The sequence below is a fragment of the Candidatus Protochlamydia amoebophila UWE25 genome, from assembly GCF_000011565.2.
Lineage (GTDB): Bacteria > Chlamydiota > Chlamydiia > Chlamydiales > Parachlamydiaceae > Protochlamydia > Protochlamydia amoebophila.
In genome coordinates, this window is sequence record NC_005861.2 from 2384045 (window position 1) to 2402377 (window position 18333).

The 18333-nt window shown below is 34.3% G+C and carries 14 protein-coding genes and 1 pseudogene; 6 read left to right on the plus strand and 9 right to left on the minus strand.

Translation table 11 applies throughout. From position 1 onward, the window contains the following. Positions 1 to 34: 34 nt before the first annotated feature. Together PC_RS09495 and PC_RS10745 are read right to left on the minus strand one after the other, a co-directional pair. Entirely contained in the window at positions 35 to 253 is a 219-nt protein-coding gene (locus tag PC_RS09495) for a hypothetical protein (protein ID WP_039360919.1), read from the minus strand. A gap of 136 nt (positions 254 to 389) precedes the next feature. Then, the gene (locus PC_RS10745; RefSeq protein ID WP_079890451.1) at positions 390 to 533 is read right to left on the minus strand and encodes a cbb3-type cytochrome oxidase assembly protein; all 144 of its coding nucleotides are present in this window, start codon (positions 531 to 533) and stop codon (positions 390 to 392) included. A gap of 789 nt (positions 534 to 1322) precedes the next feature. On the opposite strand from PC_RS10745, the gene PC_RS09500 reads away from it, so the two are divergent. Then, positions 1323 to 1928, plus strand: coding sequence for an HD domain-containing protein (locus PC_RS09500; RefSeq protein ID WP_039360921.1), 606 nt, complete (start codon positions 1323 to 1325; stop codon positions 1926 to 1928). 72 nt (positions 1929 to 2000) lie between these two features. Here PC_RS09500 and PC_RS09505 read toward each other — a convergent pair whose 3' ends face one another. From PC_RS09505 to PC_RS09535, 7 genes are all read right to left on the minus strand, one after another. Next, positions 2001 to 3173 carry a class I SAM-dependent methyltransferase gene (locus PC_RS09505; protein ID WP_044045288.1) on the minus strand — a complete coding sequence of 391 codons (1173 nt, stop codon included), beginning with the start codon at positions 3171 to 3173 and terminating at the stop codon, positions 2001 to 2003. Positions 3174 to 3181: 8 nt separating this feature from the next. Next, positions 3182 to 3841, minus strand: coding sequence for a transaldolase family protein (locus tag PC_RS09510; RefSeq protein ID WP_011176526.1), 660 nt, complete (start codon positions 3839 to 3841; stop codon positions 3182 to 3184). A 238-nt stretch (positions 3842 to 4079) separates the two neighbouring features. After that, a complete protein-coding gene (locus tag PC_RS09515; RefSeq protein WP_011176527.1) occupies positions 4080 to 6434 on the minus strand; it encodes a glycosyltransferase in 2355 nt (784 codons plus the stop codon). A 274-nt stretch (positions 6435 to 6708) separates the two neighbouring features. Then, positions 6709 to 8313, minus strand: coding sequence for a hypothetical protein (locus PC_RS11610; protein WP_011176528.1), 1605 nt, complete (start codon positions 8311 to 8313; stop codon positions 6709 to 6711). A 157-nt stretch (positions 8314 to 8470) separates the two neighbouring features. Beyond that, positions 8471 to 9199 (minus strand): DUF2071 domain-containing protein, encoded by a 729-nt coding sequence (locus tag PC_RS09525; RefSeq protein ID WP_044045289.1) that lies wholly within the window; start codon positions 9197 to 9199, stop codon positions 8471 to 8473. Positions 9200 to 9351: 152 nt separating this feature from the next. Then, a complete protein-coding gene (gene dusB, locus PC_RS09530) occupies positions 9352 to 10386 on the minus strand; it encodes a tRNA dihydrouridine synthase DusB (protein WP_039360936.1) in 1035 nt (344 codons plus the stop codon). Then, positions 10386 to 10652: a YggT family protein gene (locus PC_RS09535; RefSeq protein ID WP_181679119.1), complete on the minus strand. Its 267-nt coding sequence runs from the start codon at positions 10650 to 10652 to the stop codon at positions 10386 to 10388. Before PC_RS09535 ends, dusB begins: the two co-directional genes overlap by 1 nt. 219 nt (positions 10653 to 10871) lie before the next feature. On the opposite strand from PC_RS09535, the gene PC_RS09540 reads away from it, so the two are divergent. The 5 genes and pseudogenes from PC_RS09540 to recA all read left to right on the plus strand — a co-directional run bounded on the left by PC_RS09540 (position 10872) and on the right by recA (position 18220). Next, positions 10872 to 12449, plus strand: coding sequence for a type IV pilus biogenesis protein PilM (locus tag PC_RS09540; RefSeq protein ID WP_011176532.1), 1578 nt, complete (start codon positions 10872 to 10874; stop codon positions 12447 to 12449). 2 nt (positions 12450 to 12451) lie between these two features. Continuing rightward, entirely contained in the window at positions 12452 to 13075 is a 624-nt protein-coding gene (locus PC_RS09545; RefSeq protein ID WP_011176533.1) for a hypothetical protein, read from the plus strand. Then, positions 13072 to 14373, plus strand: a complete 1302-nt coding sequence (locus tag PC_RS09550; protein WP_181679120.1) for a toxin-antitoxin system YwqK family antitoxin — start codon at positions 13072 to 13074, stop codon at positions 14371 to 14373. The genes PC_RS09545 and PC_RS09550 overlap by 4 nt, the downstream gene beginning before the upstream one ends. Next, positions 14354 to 16362, plus strand: a pseudogene (locus PC_RS09555) (leucine-rich repeat domain-containing protein). The gene PC_RS09550 and the pseudogene PC_RS09555 overlap by 20 nt, the downstream one beginning before the upstream one ends. Positions 16363 to 17134: 772 nt before the next feature. Next, complete coding sequence (gene recA / locus PC_RS09570) at positions 17135 to 18220, plus strand: recombinase RecA (RefSeq protein WP_011176538.1); 1086 nt, start codon at positions 17135 to 17137, stop codon at positions 18218 to 18220. Positions 18221 to 18333: the final 113 nt, after the last annotated feature.

Below are 18333 nucleotides of genomic sequence, written 5' to 3' on the forward strand. Positions count from 1 at the left end.
GCTTCTTTCCGTGTATCGGTTATTAATTTAAACTTCAAATTTTAAAGTGCTTCAAAAGCTGCTTTAGACTATTTGTAATATTTTCATAAACAACAGCCAACGTTACCCTTTCTTGTACAATGTGCATTTCTTTTTCCAGCCAAGCAATTTTTATCTTTGGAAAGAATTTTTTCAGGCCGGCCAATTGAAAAAAACTCTGCAGAACTTTCAATGCATTAGGGTATAAGAAACCTAACTGAGAAGCTCCAAGCATTTGCCTAGCCCCCAATTAATAAGTAAGCTCCGACTTTCTTCCATTAAAGCTAAAAAGCGGCATAAAATTAAAAGTCTCTTATTATTGAAGTTGATATTTAATGAATTGCAATGTTTAGTTATAATTTTCTAACCTATTAATGATCAGGGTCCTCCTCATGAAATATCTGATATTTGATCGACTCAGAGTCATCAAATTGTCCTTTTCTCGAATAGTAAATGTAAACAGCTAATCCTGTTAAAGAAGCTGCAATTGAGCTCATAATTGTCCAAAAAAGCATTTTTTTACCCTATCCAAGAAATGAATAATTCATGACGCTCAATCGTCACAGCGTGCATTAGGCATTTTTTAGCAACAAAACCACAACGAATTCAAAGGTCATCCTCTTTTAACTCGCTGTAATCCATCTAGGTTAAATTTCCTTCATTTATCAAAGCTGGTCTATAATAATTGACTGCTAAACGCAAACTCTCTTCTCTTGCCTCTAAATTGAGTTTATTAACAGGAATATGTTTTAAACAATTATTAAGACCAAAACATCAACAAAGCCATTACCTGTTAGACAAGGAGTTCCCTCAAAAACAGGCAAAATATAGCATTGTAGACATCGATTTGCTTGTTCACAGACCACTTAAACGGTATAATTATTCTTTAATAAATTTTCATGCATGATAAGAATAGCAATCTAACAAACTTCTTGGTTTTTAAAAAGTTTATTTCATAGATAAATTTTAAAATTAAAAAGATCAATATGGGAACGAATAAATAGGGATAAAGTTCGCAAGGCTGCATTTTTCATTTAATTCTTACGAATTTCCAAAAAAATTAGACTTAAGTGAATCAACCTATAAAAAAATTTAAGTAAGGGGTGAAATTACCAGAGAAACTCTTTTTTCTAAAAACTTTTTCAAAGAGTAGATTTTAAGAAAAACACGCTTTATGATCATGAGAAGAATTGAGTAAAATTTACTAAAGAAAAAAATCATAAAGATGCCTTTTTTTAATATTAATCGTATTTCTTGGATTTAATTAAACAATGAAGAGAACAATAAATTTATTTTGAGGGCTTATGAATCAATTTCGTCAAATTGTCAATTTACTCAATGAAATTGGAATGCTTGCACAAATTCCTCGATCTGGTTTCGCTTTTTTAGGGACGGGGAAACAATCTATTGCTGAACATAGCTATCGAGTCTCTTTAGTTGCTCATGCCCTTGCCCATCTTATGGGCGGCCCCATCGATAGATATAAACTAGTCATGATGTGTTTATTACATGATTTACCAGAATCACGCATTGGCGATCTTAACTACGTTCAAAAAAAATATGTCACCCCCAATATTTCTAAAGCTCTTCACGATTTATCCAATGAATCTGTTTTAGGACCAGAAATAGTCAATTGGATTGAAGAGTATGAAAAAGGGGAATCCTTAGAAGCTCAAATCGCTCATGATGCCGATCAAATTGAGTTTCTTCTAGTCTTAAAAAGAGAACAAGAACTAGGTCATCAAAAAGCTTTAGAATGGTTTCAAAGAGTCAGGCAACGTATTAAAACAAAGGTTGGTATAAAATTGGTTGAAACTATTTTAGAAACATCTACCGATCAGTGGTGGATAAAAAACCCGGATGACCCACATTGGATAGATGGAGGGAAAAAACCACACATACACTCTTAAGTACTGTTTTGAAGTTAAACTGATAAACTTCAGAGTTCATTCATTTGATTAACGAATTAATTATTTGTTTGTTTACCCACTAGTTTCGCCAAATAACTCTTTTTGGAAACGCTGTTCTAAAGAAGGGATAATATTTAACATCTCTTTAAAAATTCGGTATTTTTCCAGGACTTGTTGGGATTGGGTGGAATAAGTTTGCTTAATTGCTCGAATGAGTAAGTTTTTGGGAGTATGCTCTACATCGATAAACTCTATAATTTGCGTTTGATAACCTAAAGCCTCTAGCAATTGCACACGAGCAGCATCTGTAGCTAATGCGGCAAAACGCTCTTTTAAAATTCCATGTTTTAGAAGAGGGTCAAGTGCCTCATTTTTCACTTGTCGAAACAGCTCATGCTGACAACATGGAACGCTCAAAATGACTTTAGCACCCCATCGCACTGCTTTTTCTAGAGCGGCATCAGTGGCAGTATCGCAAGCATGTAACGAAATGACAAAATCCACTGGTTGGTGAATATTGAAATGATTGACATCTCCGACATTAAACTTTAAATGCTCGGCATATCCCAATTTGTGAGCAAGTTGATTACAAAATTCAATCACATCTTTTTTAAGGTCGACCCCATGCATTTGAACGAAGTATCCTTTGCATACTTTTAAAAAGTAAAAAAGAGAAAATGTTAAATAGGCTTTTCCACAACCAAAATCTACAATATGGATGGGTAAAGAGGGATTAAAATGACAAATTATATCATTGACCATTTCTAAAAAGCGGTTAATTTGCCGAAATTTATCTTGCTTTTGTGGATAAATTTTTCCTTGCTGATTCATAATTCCTAATTCAATAAGAAAAGAAATAGGAACTCCTTCTTCTAAAAGATAGTTTTTGGAGCGATTATGAGATAGGGAAAGAGACGATTTAGTCGGTGGTTTTTTAAGTATCGTTAAATGCTTTTTTTTACTAACCAAGATATGGTAATCTGCAGATGCTGTGTACAAAAAAGTTTGTCTAAAATGAGGAATCATTTCTCTTAAATATTTAAGAGCTTCTTGTGTAAAATAATTTTGGTGCGCCGCTTTATCTTCTAATTGTGTAGTCAATTGATAAGCAATTTGCCCTTTAATTAGTAAAGGACGCAACATCATTTTTTGTTTTTCTTTTACGAAAGGGGAACTCAAAGTTCCCATTACTAATTCTTGCCGATCTAAAATTTCTTTTAAAAGAGAATCTAAGTCAATAGACATGTAAGTCCCTAATTAAAAAAAGAAGTTGGTACATGTTCCCACTCATCAGCAAATTGATGAACTCCTTCTACAGTTGGGGAGTAATCTTCAATCATTTTTTCAAATAAATCATCTTTAAGGGTAACACCATAAATTCCGATTTCTGCACATTTGATGACTTGGTCAACAGAATTTAAAGAGGCTCCCATAATTTTAGTTTGCAGTTGATACTGCTGAAACGTCTTTGTCAGCGACTCTAACATTGGCCAAGGATTTTCTCCTAATTTTTCTATCCGACTAATATAAGGAGCCACATAATTAGCTCCAGCAAGAGCAGCCATCAATGCTTGACGAGGATGGAAAATTACTGTTGCCATTGTAGGAATCCCTTGCCTAGCTAAAAGGTGTAAAGCTTCTAATCCATTTTTAGTCAAAGGAACTTTAACAATAATTCGATTAGAAAAAGAATAAAGCATCTGCCCTTGCTGCAACATGTCATTTGTCTCTTGAGAAATTACTTGGACTGTGACAGGTCCTTCTTGATAGTGAAGCAAGTCTTCTAAAATGCTTTCCATATCTTTTTTAGCTTGAGCAATTAAACTGGGATTGGTGGTAATACCAGATAAAATACCTACACGAACAGCTTTTTGAATAGTTTTAACATTAGTTGTATCAAGCCAAATTTCCATTGGATTCCTCATTTATCCATTAAGGATAAAAAACTATAGATTTATTATTGGGAAAATTACATTTATACATAATCGCTCAAGCTACATTTTTTTGGCGAAAAAATATACACATATCTCAGAATTTGATAGTTATACTTGGAAAACTACTATTTTTGTGAATCAATAGAATGCCATAAAGAATTTAATGTAACATAAAGGTGTAATTAGGCAAAGAAAGGGAAACACGCTCTCTTTCTGTTTACTCCGTTTTATGTTTCTCTTTGTTTAACGAATATTCAATAAATTGTTCTAAGATAATTTGAAATTTTTTGACATAATCTACTGTGTCTACTCTTTTTTCATATTGATTAAGGGCGTGTACAGACCATTCTCGATAAAGAACCGGGTTTTCAATCAGGCGGCATGCTAATTCAATGTAATCGTCTACTCGACCCGTTTTAACGACATAATCAATACCAAAGTAAGTTGCTGCATAACGAGCCTGTTGAGGTCCATTTTCTTCGTACATAGAAACAACTGGGCATCCAGCTGCCATCGCATCTAATAGGGCTAACCCACTGCCGAAAGGAAATTCATTGAGATAAAGTTCCATTGAGCGAGCATATTGACTTGGATTGGAATGTGTGCCAAGAAAAAACAACTTATCTTTGACACCATATTGATCTAAAATTTCTTTCCATTTTTCTTGTTTTGTAACCTCTCCAATTGGTGCATAGATAGCTTTCGGACATTTTTTCAATATTTTAGCAATCGCATGCAACATTTCTTCAGACACTCGAGTATCCAAATGATGAGAAATGGTTGTTAACACAAAACTATCCTTAGGTAAACCAAGCTCTTCTTTAGAAAAAGGTTTTTCATTCCATCCTTGGCGAACATTAATAGAAAAAGGGAGAACACAACTTTCCATCCCTTGTAAGCGAAATTTTTCGCGATTTTGCACGTAAGCTTCTTCCGTACTCAAAATAACTAAATCAAAGCATGGGAATAAAGGAAGAGTTCCATGATCAAATAAAACGCGAATGGGGACAGAAGTTGAACTACTAATTAAACTATTTAATTCATCAGGTCCATGAAAAATAACGACATCAATGGACTGCTGTTCTAAAAAATCCAGAGCCTCTTTCACGGTCAATTCATACGTAGGCGAATCGGGATCAATAGCAACCTTTACACCCAATTGTTTGAAATGATTCAAAGTTAAATTGCCTCTAATAACAGAAGAGCCAGAATGGTAAGAGTTGATTGGATAACTTAGTAAATGCTCGGCTAGTCTTTCTGTACTAAAGATTGAAAGGTTAAACCATTTTTGATCTGTAAATGTACAGATTGTTGTTAAAAGCTTTGAAGGGGCATGTCCACCATCTACTATTTGAGGAACGATATGAGCAAGTTTAATTTTTTGATTGGGTTGAAATTTTTTAACTTTCCTTTGAGTCATTCTTTCTTGAATAACTTCTTGCAAGTAGTTTCTTGTTAAAGGACCTAAATCAGCCCCTAACGGAATAGCTCCTTTATGAGGATCATACCATTGTCGTAATCCTTGCTCAATACCCAAGGCAACGGCACGATTTGTTCCATATCGATGAGATTCCATATCAAAAACAAATTTTTTACCTAAAGCATATAACCCATTGCCTTGCTCCGTATCTCGCTTAAGTAATTCTTTTGATTGAATTAAACATGCTTTAAGGGCTATTTCAAGAGCTGGAAAAAACTTTTCTATTTGTGGATTAGGCACCATCTCAATCAAATCGAAAGAATCGTTTTGCTCCCAAAGCAAATGTTGGCTTAAAAATTGTTGATGAGGATAGATATCTAAAACATAGAGATAAACATGCTCTCTCATAAATATTTCATGGATGTCTTCAAATTGCAAAATTTGAAATAAATGAGAAACTGTTGGAAAAATGATCAAACATTTTTTAGAACAATACGTTTGTAGAAAAGAATGATAATCAAATCCTTCAACAGGTTCTAAAAATATTAAAGGCCAGCCTGAAATATTTTTTTGTTTGGGGTTGATTTTCAAAGAATAAGAAAAACAATGCCAAGGCTGTTTATATACCGTCAAATTTTCACCCAGTGATTGGATAAAAGTTGATTTAACTTGCTTTAATCTTTCCCATCCTTTTAAAACCACCAATTTTTTACTAAATAAAGTCTGAATTTGCAATGGAAAGCTTTTAAGTAGTTCTTCTAGCGGAAATTCCTGAGATAAAATTCCTTTATGAATCCATTGAAAAAATGTCTTCAATTGGGGAGGACAATGCTCATCAAGACTCGAAGGATTAGAAAAAAAAGTAAATAAGTCATATTCAAGACGAATGCATTCTAAAAAACGTTCTCCTAAAAACTTTAAAGAGGGATATTCTTGGCATAAAGACTCTAAAACTAAAAAAGTAGCTTTAAATTCTAATGCGCCTTTAAACACTGCCGCATCAACAAAATTAACAAAATAAAAAAAGACTCGATCTTTCGAAAATAAATCATCATAAGCAATCATCGGAGAAGGTAAAATTAATCGTAAAGCTTCTGTTTTTGATTCCTGCTCATACAAATCTATAAATTGATCTAATAAATCTTTAATCATCCTAATCCTAAAATCGAGTTATTATGGCCTAATTTTCACTCATAGCATTTATTTGAATAAGCAGCACTCAATTTGACAACGATTTCATTGTTTAAGGAAAGGCCACTACTTTTCATTCTGAGATTAAAGCTTAGTTAAGGAAAATTGAATCGGATAAGGAAAATAAAAAAAATGAAAATCTAAGATTAAAATTTTGATAAAAAAATTGAGCTTAAAATAAAGCCCATCAAATGCTTTGATGGGCTTAAAAAATTAGATTTCAAAAATTTGAGGCCTATTCATCGCTATCTTTTGGTTTTAGCCGATTTACATTAAAAGTCTCTCCCTCATTAGCCTTAAATTGTGACTTGTCATTAGTTTCAGCTTTTTTTAATCTACCCATTTGTTGGGCAATTTCATTACTTTCTGGAGCAGTGGCTTGTTTTGGAGGAGTACTTCTTAATTTAGCTCTTCTAATTCCTTCTAGATCAATTCCCTGTGGTTGTTGAGGTGCGGCTGCTTCTTTGGCTGCAGCTTTTTTATTTGGATCAAATGGGTCAGGCTTATATTGAGGTTCTACCCCATTGTCGCCCATATATTTTTTATTTCCATGTTTACCATTTAATCGATGATTAAGTAGCACGACAAAACCATTTACGCCTTTAAGTCTTATAAATGAGTTCCATTGATCCGAATGTTTTCCGAATTCTTCGGCCATTTTTCCACTAGAAATTGTAGCCCAATTGGCAAAAATATCATCTAATAAAGCTTTATTTGCCTGGTATCTAGGATATAATACAGCGTCATCTTCTGGAGGTACTTTACCTCCAAAATATTGACCTAAAACGAACTTAATTTCATGATTAGTCAATTTTTTTGCGTGTTGAATAAAATCTGGATTATAAGCTGGAACATCAGGATTTTGAAGATTCAAAGCAGGAACAGCTGCAGCTGTTCCTTCAAGCTCTTTATATTTTTTTTCTATTTCCAAATCTAACTTCTTAGCGTACTCAGGCATCGTTGCTCTTAATTCACGAGCTATGCTTTCAAGAGCTTTAAGTTCACCTTTAATTTCATTAGCATTCGATGGAGGCGTAAATTTAAAAAGAGAAGTGGGATTCGCCCTTTCTTTTAAAAGTCTGTCTAGTCTACGTTCTTGACCTATGTTATGCGATTCTTGAGGTGATAACTTTGGCACAGCTACTTTCGGTTGAGCTAAACCGCCGCCAGGAGGTGGAGGAGGAACACCCATTCCCGGAGGGGGTGGAGGGGGTGGAATGTTACCAGGAGGAGGGGGAGGAGCGGGAGGTATATCTGTATTTAGGACAGGAGGCGCCGTTGGAATATCTGTGTTAAGTAAAGGTGTGGGATCTTCTGAAGGAGGAGGATCTCCAGCTTTAATATCTGAAGTCAAATGACTAGCTTTAACGTCTGCATAAGGAGAAGCTAAATGTGAAGTCTTTTGATCTGAAGAATTTGTATCCGCAAATTGTTGCATTTCCTTTGCCACGTTTTTAATAATATTTTTCAACGCTTTTAAATCTTGAGATTCTGTTATTAATTTTGCGTATTCCTTATTATTAAAAATTGATTTAATCAACCCTTTTAAACCTGTCGTTTGCTCTTCAATATGTTTCATCCGCTTATCGATAGAACTTTTCAAATTTTTAACTTCGCTAAACTGTAAAATTTGTTTATTATTACTTATAAAATGTGCAACTTCTAAATAAACAATTCTTTCTGTTTCAGTATTTGGAGTAGATTTATCTTCTTTTGATAGGTTAACAAATTGTCTTCCTTCATGCTCCACCATCCCTAAAGTTTGCCCTTTAACAATAGATTGGCTAATCACATCGATTTGTTGATTAACAAAAGACCTATCAGGAATAGAATTATTCATAAATCTCTCCTTAATTAGATTTAATTTATAAATTAATTATAACAATTAAATATTAAGATTAATTTAATTAATTAAATATTTTAATAATTTTAATTAATAGATCTGTTATTAATTTTATTAAGCAAAATTCATGCCAATTCAATAAGTTTTTAGAGAATCAGATAGGTTTAAAGATTTCTATCTGACTATGGGGAGAAAAAAAAGCATGGAAGGAATGATTACAGGGAAGAAAGTTTGAATAAAGACTGTTGGAAGGAGAAAATTCTAAAATTTTTATTAGCGAATACTTAAAGGGAGAGTGATAAACAAATCCTTTTTTTAAAAGAGATTGTTTTAAAGTATAAACCACATAACGCTCTAGCAAAAAAAATTCAAGGCTATCGGGTTCAGCAAATATATCATGGGACCTTAATGAATTTTGCCAAGAGAGTAAAGGATGCTTCTCTTGGTGAACCATCAAAGTAGACTTCTCAGAGTTTCGAAGAATTTCCATTTTAGTATAGTGATAGGGCAAGGTCAAAAACTGCTTGGCTAATTCTACAACTAGTTTTTGATCAGCTAATAAAGAATAAAACCAGATACCCGGAACTCTATTTTGATCGTAAACATATGTTTGAATATTTAAAGCTAAAAAGTTTTCAAACCGAGGTGAGAAAAAAAAAGATTTCAATTTCGCTTCTTCCACTTTAAAAGCTTGAATACCCATGTAAGCCTTTCCTTGAAAAGTATCTACGAATAACTCTTCAGGCAGCGTCTTTTGTATCTCTTTTGGATCACATTCCCAGTTCACAAAAAGGATATCACTCCATTTTTGATCCATCAAAGAAACTTGATTATTGGGATAGTTTTGGACTCGTAAACGATCATCAAGGGTAGGTTTGGTCATAAAGTGGCAAATGAAAGGTTTGAAAAATTTAGGTAGGACTGTTTAAAAAAACATTTAATTGTCCCTTCTTCAGCAAGCTAAAAAATAGTTTTTGCAATTTGAGTCAATTTTCCTAAGCTCTGCTAAATCTCTTATGCATGAACGTTTCTTAATTAAGCACAACAATCAACTTTTTGAGTTTGAGCTATGTCTTCACTTTCAGTCGAATCACCTAAGGGGAAATCCAAAATTAAATTTTTAATGACTTCCACGTCAGAAGCTTTGCTAATCAATTCTCGAAACAGCCTTGTTCCAGATGATTTTTTTAAATACCAACAACCGACTCGGCGCATATCTATACACACCCGTTGATCGGGATGATAATGTAATGTCTCTAAGAAATGTTGGTAAAGAGCTTGCCGGCAATCTTCCAACGAATGACAAATAGCAGTTTTTCCTTCTAAATAACGTAGAATGTCTTGAACAATCCAAGGCTGTCCCAACGTTCCCCTTGCCACTAAAACGGCATCACATCCTGTTTCACAAAACATTTTTGCTGCCGATGGACCATCTAAAACATCACCATTTCCAATAATCTTAATCGATTTAGCGGCTAATTTTCCTCGCTTAATATATTCCCAATTAGCTGGTCCACGATATCCTTGCTGGCGCGTCCGCCCATGAATACAAATTGCTTGGGCTCCCGCTTGTTCCACTATTTGAACAATATTCTCAACTTGAATCTGTTGCTCGTCCCATCCAGCTCTGATTTTTACAGTCACGGGAATTTTGACGGCCGACACCATATTACACACGATCTCGCCAATTAATTCAGGCGTTTTTAATAATCCCGACCCACTTCCATCTTTTGTAATTTTGTCAACTGGACAACCGCAATTCAAATCAACAATGTCAAATCCTAATTCTTCGATAATTTTAGCTGCTTGTCCTGCAATTGAGGGCTTACTTCCACATAATTGCCCTCCAATCGGATGCATATTTGCTGCGTAGTCTAAAATATGATATGTATGCGGATCGTGGCGAATCAAAGCATCCATCTTTACCATTTCGCAATACATTAATCCTGGTTTATATTGAGCAGACATTTTACGAAATGGAAAATCAGAACACCCAGCTAAAGGTGCATAAAAAATTCGATTAGGAAGCTTTTTAGAGCCAATTTGAATAGGAGCTAAATATTGTTTCATTAACGCATAAAACCAAGTAAAAAGTTAACTAGCAAATTTTGTATAAAACTCAAACAAATAAAAGCCACAATAGGACTAAAATCCATCATTCCGAAAGGAGGAATAAATTTTCGGAAAAAATTTAAATATGGCTCTGTATAGTAAGTAATAAATTGCATAGCTCGGTATTCATATAGTTGAGGAAACCATGAGGCAATAATGCGAGCAAATAGCATAAGAGTATAAATTTGAAAAAAACCGTGAATACATTGAATCAAAATAAACATAACTATCATTAATTTTAGATTAAGATATATAAGTAACTATAAATAAAATACTTGCTTGAAATAATACAAAATTTATATTACGATTTGCAATTAAATTTATGAATTTCCAAATAAGCTTATACCAGAAAAACAATTCAAGAAAGACCGAAATTTTACAAATATTCAAAGAAATATCTTAATGAATACACTTAGTGTTAAAAAGCATTAAAAATAGGCGACATGTTAAAGCTTCTTTCCTCTTTAAAATCTATTGGACTTGAACTAAATTCTAATTCTATCAAAGGTGCAGAAGTTATAGAAAGGTTTGGCCGCCCAATTTTAAAAGAACTTTTTACAACTCCTTTGAATTCTTTAAGCAATGTAAAACAGCTTTACATACAACATCCTATTCTAACGACAGGATTAGATGGGATGCAAGTTCTTTTACGTTCTTTAACAATTCCGTTAACGAAAACAAAAGATATTGAAGCAACGCTTCATTTTCAAGCAGAACCTCTACTTCCTTATCCTATTGATCAATCCTTACTTTCAAGCCAGGTTATCAAACAAGAAAACGATGAAACCAAATTGCTTTTGTTTGCAACCAAAAAAGATCTTTTACAAACGCATTTAGAACAATGGCTATCATTTGGCATTGAATCTGAAAAAGTAAGTTGTACTCAAGCTGCGCTTGGGCAATTTAGTAAACAATACTTACCACACGATCAAACATTTTTGATCATTCATTTTGAAGAAAAAATTGTTACCGCTGTTTTAATCAGCGAAAGTTTGATACTTTCTTCGTTTACCCAAAAGGAAGAATTAAAAATTTTACAGAATGAAGATGATTTAGATCAATTTTTTGGACAATTAAAAAAACTTGTCACTAAAATCACTCTTTCTTTTGCAAAAGAGAATCAAAAAATTATTTCAGGAGTTATTTTTACGGGTGAAATTGCAAAATGGCCTTCTATTTATGAACAACTCTCTCAATCTATTCAGCTTCCCCTTTTACCACTTGTTTCGACAGAAGATTCTTTTTCAACTCAAGAAAAATTATGTTATGCGGTTCCCATTGGCTTAGCGTTCGGAAGTCTTCCAAAAGCCACTCCTTCAATTGACTTTCGACAAGGAAAAATGTCTTATCCTCATCCCTGGAGAAGACTTAAACTTCCTATCGCGCTTTACTTTGGCTTAATGTTTTGCCTAAGCTTCCTTTTTTATTTTTTTGGCCAATCCTATTTAAGCCATCAAGAAAGCCTTCTTAAACAAGAATATGTAAATACACTAGCTGGGATGAATAAATCTTACGAACAATTCGAAAATTCTTATTTAACAAAAAATCTATCGGCTCGGGAAAAATCCCAGGGAGAAGTTGTCGAAATTACGCAGTTAAATCGACAAGATCTTTTAGATCGCTTGACTTTTTTACAAAAAGATTTACAAGCAACACCAGACTCATTTCCTTTATTTGCTAATATACCCAAAGTCAGCGATGTTTTAGCGTGGCTAAGCCTTCATCCAGCTGTCTCTTTCCTTACGCAAGAGGGAAAACGAGAGCACCACTTGCAAATTGAAAGTTTTAACTACACCTTAATTAAACGACCGATGCAAGGAAAAAAACAAGATAAATATCAAGTGAAAATAGAATTAGAGTTTAGTAGTGGAACTCCCAAGTGGGCTCGCGAGTTTCATGACGCATTAATAGCTTCAAACGATTGGGTAGATCCAAAAGGAGAAGTAAAATGGAGTTCAAATCGTGGTCGTTATAAAACCTCATTTTTTTTAAAAGATAAAACCATTTATCCTAGTCAATAATTATGCTTAATATCATCCCTCTCAATCGTGCGATAAGTTATCTCCTTGTCATCGGTGTTCTTCCTTTTTTATTTGTTATTTTCACTTTTTTTTCTCAAAAATCAGATTTGGAAGAATTACGAAATGTATTAGAAACTTTACAATGTCAAGCTTTTGTCAAAGAAAAGAAACAAGCCTTAAATCTTGCTGTAAGACAACATTTTCGTGATGCTGATCATTTTTATATTGATAAACACTTAGAAAGTTTAGTGTTTTTAGAACCAGAAATCGAATCCTTACAAAGAATTGTTGCCGATAAAAATTTTTCAGGTGATGAAAGAATAAAAAAAAGATTGGAATTATTAACTAGCTCCTCAAATAGTTTCATTTTTTCTGAAGGTATTGTTCAAACATTTCCTCTCTTTCAAGAAACGATTGAAACACTTGTTCACCCCGTTGAAGTCAATACGCATGATTTGCAAAAAATCTTAGCTCTCATTGAAGGAATCCAAGTGGGACCTTATTTACCAGGGCCTAATCGCCCTCAATTACTTATTACTGAGTTTAAGTTAGATAAAAAGAAAGTTTATGAAAAAAATGAAGTTTTTGTTCTTAATCTTAAACTTCTGAAAAGAGAATTTTTATGATCAAAACGAAAGCATTTAAACAAATGACCCTATGGGTTTTTCTAGCATTTTTAGCCTTAACTTTTTCTAGTGCTAAGCGAAACACCTATCGCAAACGCCCTCTACCTTTAACTAGCATTCATATCATTGATAGAAATGGATTTGCGGAAACAATTAGCAATAAAGATCGGCTGAATCAATATCAACAAACAGATTTTTTATCCTCTCAACCTTATCAAAAAGTGCTTCGAATTTATGCAAGAGATTCAAAAGGAAATGTACGATCTGTTGTTACGACCTATCACGCTAATGGAAACCCCAAGCAATTTTTACAAATTTTAAATGGAAGAGCTAATGGGTGTTACTATGAATGGCACGAAAACGGATCTATAAGTCTTTCCACAAAAGTCATCGGAGGAGTTGCAGATGTCACACCTTCAGCAGAAAGATCATGGATTTTTGATGGTTCAAGCTATGCATGGGATGAAGATGAAAACCTTATAGGTGAGATTTTTTACAATCAAGGGTCTTTAGAAGGAATTTCAACTCATTACCATAGTTGTGGGCAAGTATGGAAGCAAATACCTTATAAAAAAAATCAAATTGAAGGTGTTTGTGAAATTTATAAAACAAATGGCGAAATCCTCCAACAAATCAATTACGTTCAAGGACAAAAACATGGACCATCGTTTCGCTACTGGGACAACAAAAATTTAGCCAGCCAAGAAGAATATTGCAAAGGTAAGCTAGAAAATGGTCAATATTTTGATCAGCAAGGAAATTCTGTAGCAGAAGTCAAGCAAGGAACAGGTTTTAGAGCTGTATTTGGGAAAGATTATATTAAAGAAATTCAAGAATATCGAGAGGGAATTCTTGAAGGAGAGGTAAAAGTTTTTACGGCTTGTGGTAACCTTAAGCGTGTTTATCACGTTAAAAATCAAATTAAACATGGAGAAGAAGTGGATTATTATGACAGTATCAACCCACAAACAATCCAACCCAAACTAGCGTTTTATTGGTATGAAGGAAAAATTCAAGGACATGTGAGAACTTGGTATTCAAATGGCGTCCAAGAAAGTCAAAAAGAAATGGCTAACAATGCTAAACATGGGGTTTCTACAGCTTGGTATCAAGACGGCAATTTAATGATGATTGAAGAGTATGATAACGATAAATTAATCAAAGGGGATTACTTTAGAAAAGGAGAAAGGGCACCAGCTAGCCAAGTTATTACAGGTAAGGGAACTGCTACAATCTTTGATGCAGAGGGTCACTTTGTTCAAAAAATTAATTATGTGAATGGAAAACCCGATTTTTAAACTTGATTTAACTTATTTGGATGGTCATTTGAATATTCCTACTTTAAATTATAGTTATCTTGTCAATACAACGCCCCCTTCTGACTATCAATCTCAAGAAATTAGCGATTCTCCTAGAGATGGAGATAACTCCTTAGTCAATCCTTTGGCTAATCTAGAAGAAACTGGTGCATTAATAATTCAAGCTCCTGATCTTTCATCTTTATCTGAAGAACTTCAACTAAGTTTTCAAGATGGAACTTCTCTAACTATTTCTCATTTTCAACTAGATTTGCTAAGGAAAAAATCGCCCTATTTTAAGAGTTTTTGGTCAGGAAATTTTCAAGAAACCCTTCAACATCCTCTCGCTTTGACACAAAAGGAGTTTACGTCTCTGCTTAATTGTGTCATGGATGCTAACTTTAAAGTTCCCTTGGAAGAAATCACTTCTTCTATTCAATTAGCTGATTATTATGAGCTAACAGAAGTGGTAAAAAGCTTAGAAGAGCAGCTAATTGATGGATACAAATCACATAGATTTGAACTCTTTAGTTCCACTAAAGAGAGTTTAGTCGGATTAAAAGAGCTTTTAAATTTTGCGCGTCAATGTCAATTAAACAATTTGAAAAACTATTTAGAATTTACCATTGTGAGCGCCTTATTAAACCAGACTTCTCAGTTAGCGGAGTTTGAAAAAATTTTAAAGCATTTCTCAAATGAGATAGAAGAACTCAATTTTTCAGACAATGTTTATTTGACTGATGCCTATCTTTTAGCGTTAAAAGATTGTAAAAATTTAAAAATGCTCAATCTCAAATCTTGCAAAAATCTTACTGATGCTGGGTTAGCGCACTTGACACCCCTAACAGCCCTGCGACGTTTGGATCTGAGTTTTTGCAGGAATCTTACCGATGCCGGATTAGCGAATTTGACACCCTTAATTGCTTTGCAACATTTAGACCTAAGTTGGTGTAAAAATCTTACTGATGCAGGATTAGCCCATTTGACACCCTTAGGGGCTTTACACTATCTCGATCTAAGCATTTGCGGTAAACTCACGGATGCAGGATTAGCGCATTTAACACCCTTAGTCGATTTACAGCATTTGAATTTGCGCTATTGTCAAAAGCTCTCGGATGCTGGATTAGCGCATTTAAGATCCTTAGTGACTTTACAACATCTTGATCTAAGCTATTGCCAAAACCTTACTGATGCTGGATTGGCGCATTTGGCCCGCTTAACCGCTTTACAGCATCTCAGTCTGAATCGTTGTAAAAATCTCACAGAAGCAGGATTAGTGCATTTGAGGCCTTTAGTGACTTTACAACATCTCGATCTAAGCTATTGTCAAAAACTCACTAACGATGGATTAGGGCTTTTTAAATCCTTAACCGCTTTACAGTATCTCAATCTGAATCATTGTCAAAAGCTCACAGATGCAGGATTAGCGCATTTGTCCCCCTTAGGGGCTTTGCAGCATTTAGATCTGTGGTGTACTAATATCACGGATGCTGGATTAGCCCATTTGAAACCCTTAGGGGCTTTACAATATTTAGGTCTAAGTAGATGCACTAATCTCACAGATGCAGGATTAGCGCATTTGTCCCCCTTATAGGGGCTTTGCAGCATTTAGATCTGTGGTGTACTAATATCACGGATGCTGGATTAGCCCATTTGAAACCCTTAGTCACTTTAACGCATTTGAGACTAAGTGAGTGTGATAATCTCACGGATGCTGGATTAGCCCATTTGACACCCTTAGTCGCTTTGCAACAATTAAATCTGAGCGGTTGTAAAAAGCTCACGGATGCTGGATTGGCCCATTTGACATCCTTAGTCGCTTTGCAACAATTAAATCTGAGCGGTTGTAAAAAGCTAACGGATGCTGGATTAGCCCATTTGACACCTTTAGTGGCTTTGCAGCATCTAGAGCTGACTGGGTGCTATAATTTCACTGATGCTGGGTTAGAACGTTTTAAAACTTTAGCAACTTCACCCAATTTAATTTAAATATTGCGTGAGGTATGGTAATAAAGATTATAAATACCGAAGGCTATAGTAAAAAAGGCACACTTTAGTGCAAACTCCTTCTCTATAACTATATTAAAAAGCTAAATCTCGTTTCAATTTTTTTTGAAGCTGTAATAATCTATTCCATCCAGCCTTTTTGAATTCAGCCTCTTAAGTCATGTGGGTAAGCCATAAAAATATTTACAAAAAGCGCCATGTAAATTTCAATTTAAAATACTATAAAACAAATTTTCAGTTAAAAGAAGGCCCAAAGTATCTACTCTAATAGCGCGCTGTTTTTGCTCACACATAGAATTCATAACAGGTGAATTAAATTGTTCGCCTTTTTCACAGCCGATCTCTTTTTTGGATCAATAGGTGTTTGCATTTTGGTTCATTCATTTGTGAAAGAAAAGAAATTTAATCAAAAAATCATTTCAAAAAAAGCTCTTCTTCTCTGGTGTCTTAATTGTAAATTAGATATAATAAGGATCTTTTTAACAGCTAATTTGCCTTCTGGTATTAACTCAAACCTACATGCTATCGAATCTCAATTTTTTAATATTTTGCCGAGGTTACGATTTTGTTACATCACTTGTGAAAAATTAATAAATTATCAAACTATGCTTTTAAGCTAGCCTTCACAGGTAATTTTTTAAATACTAAAACCTGTTTTGATGTGTCATATAATGAAGTTACTTTTACAAAAGATGTTAGTAATCTCAACTTTCGTTAATAGTTAACTCAAAAAAGTTTATTCAAAGGAGTCTTTATGTCTCAATCAGCCCCTCCAGATTCTGAACGTAAAAAAGCACTTGGCCTGGCCGTTTCTCAAATTAAAAAACAATTTGGTGAAGGTGCTATTATGTCTTTTGGCAAGCACTCTTCTGAAAAAGAAATGAGTGTGATTAAAACAGGTGCTCTTGCTCTGGATATCGCCTTAGGAATTGGCGGTGTTCCACGTGGACGCGTTGTAGAAATTTATGGACCTGAATCATCTGGTAAGTCAACTTTAGCTCTTCATATCGTAGCTAATGCTCAAAAAAATGGGGGGTTAGCTGCTTATATTGATGCGGAACATGCCCTTGACCCTAGTTATGCTGGTAAAATTGGTATTAATATAGATGATTTGATGATTTCACAACCTGATAGTGGGGAAGAAGCTTTAAACATTGCAGAGATGCTTGCACGTTCTAACGCTGTAGACGTGATTGTCATTGACTCTGTTGCCGCTCTCGTTCCTAAATCTGAACTTGAGGGAGAAATTGGAGATCAATTCATGGGTCTTCAAGCTCGCATGATGTCACAAGCATTAAGAAAATTAACGGCCTCTCTCTCAAAAAGCAATACATGTGCTATTTTTATTAACCAAATTCGAGATAAAATAGGGATCGTTTATGGAAATCCAGAAACGACAACAGGGGGACGTGCCTTAAAATTTTACTCTTCGGTACGATTAGATATTCGTCGTACAGGAGGAATTAAAGGACCGGACAATACTGAAATTGGTAATCGGGTAAAAGTAAAAGTTAGTAAAAATAAAATGGCTCCTCCTTTTCAAATTGCTGAATTTGATATCTTATTTAATGAAGGTATTTCTCGTACAGGTTCTGCGATTGATATGGCAACAGAGTATAATATTGTTGATAAAAAAGGGGCCTGGTTTAGCTACAAAGGGCAACGCTTAGGTCAAGGAAGAGAAGCGGTCAGAGAAGAGTTTAAAAATAATCCAACGCTTTTAGAAGAAATAGAAGCGCTAATTTTACAACAGTATAAAGAAAATCGTTCCAAGCCCGCATCCAAAAAAACTTCTATCGGTGCTGCAATAGAAGAAATTGAAGGGGCATTGAACGAATAATTCGTTCTATCGATGTTGGATAAAGCTAATTCTTTATTCAGCATCGATTTAAAGGCTATACTTTGCGTACCTCATGTATACACAGCCTTTTCTATCATTTATAGCTAGAGTCA